Genomic DNA, 882 nt, shown 5'->3' on the forward strand with positions numbered 1-882 from the left:
TACCGACCCGGTAGGCGGCGCCGGACGCATGCCATGCAGCACCCGCGTCGGCCGCAGCCGGATCGGCAGCGAGGTCGGCCATCGACGCATCGGCCGTCTGCAGGAAATCCTCATAGGCATGCGCATTGACCGTCACGACGCCGAGCGCGCGGGTCGGCGCAGCGGCGACCGCATCGTGCTCGGCCCGGGCGGCATCGGCCTCCCACAGCGCTTCGGACGCGGGCGTACCGGCGACGTGCCAGTCGACCGTCAGCCCGTAGTCGTGCAGCACGTCGACGAGCGCAACATCCTCGGCCGCGGCGCCGAACAGCGCGAAATCGCGCCACAGCAGCGCCACCGTCTCGCGCACGAACTCGGGCGGCGCACTGCGCCGGCCCTGCACGTGCTCGCCGAGCAGCAGGTTCGTCCGCGCGAGAAAGCGCTTCAGCTCGGGCGCGCCGCTTGCGCGTAGCGCACGCACGCACGCGGCCGCGAGCCGCCAGAAATCATAGGGATCGTCGCCGGCGAGCGCGGCCAGCATCGCGTCGAGTTCGTCGAGCGCCGCGTCGGGTGCGACGTGTTCCGCCCGCAGCACGCCAAGCAGCGCCTGTTCGTAGCGGGCACGAATCCGGGTCGCGAACGCGTCGGGTACCGTGCGCAGCGTGGCCGGCGGCACCGCGCGGCCGACGAGCGCGAGCGCGTCCAGCGGCGCATTCGCGCGCAGGTCGGCGGCGCTTTGCGCACGCAACGCACGGAAATGCTCGAAGAGAACGGGCGAGCAGGCCGGTATCCATGAAATCGGGATCGAGCAGTACTTCGGTAACGTCGAGGAAAGCCATGCGCTACCCCTTCTTGCGGATCACATAAGTGATCGAATTGCGGTACTGGCCGGTGTCGACCAGC

The 882-nt window shown here is 70.3% G+C and carries 1 pseudogene; it reads right to left on the reverse strand.

Going from position 1 to position 882, the window contains the following annotated elements:
• Positions 1-763, reverse strand: a pseudogene (locus G3N64_RS39205) (hypothetical protein); the annotation flags it as partial.
• Between the last annotated feature and the right edge of the window lie 119 nt (positions 764-882).

Origin of the sequence: Burkholderia sp. Ac-20344 (assembly GCF_017104975.1) — a bacterium.
Classification (GTDB): Bacteria; Pseudomonadota; Gammaproteobacteria; order Burkholderiales; family Burkholderiaceae; genus Burkholderia.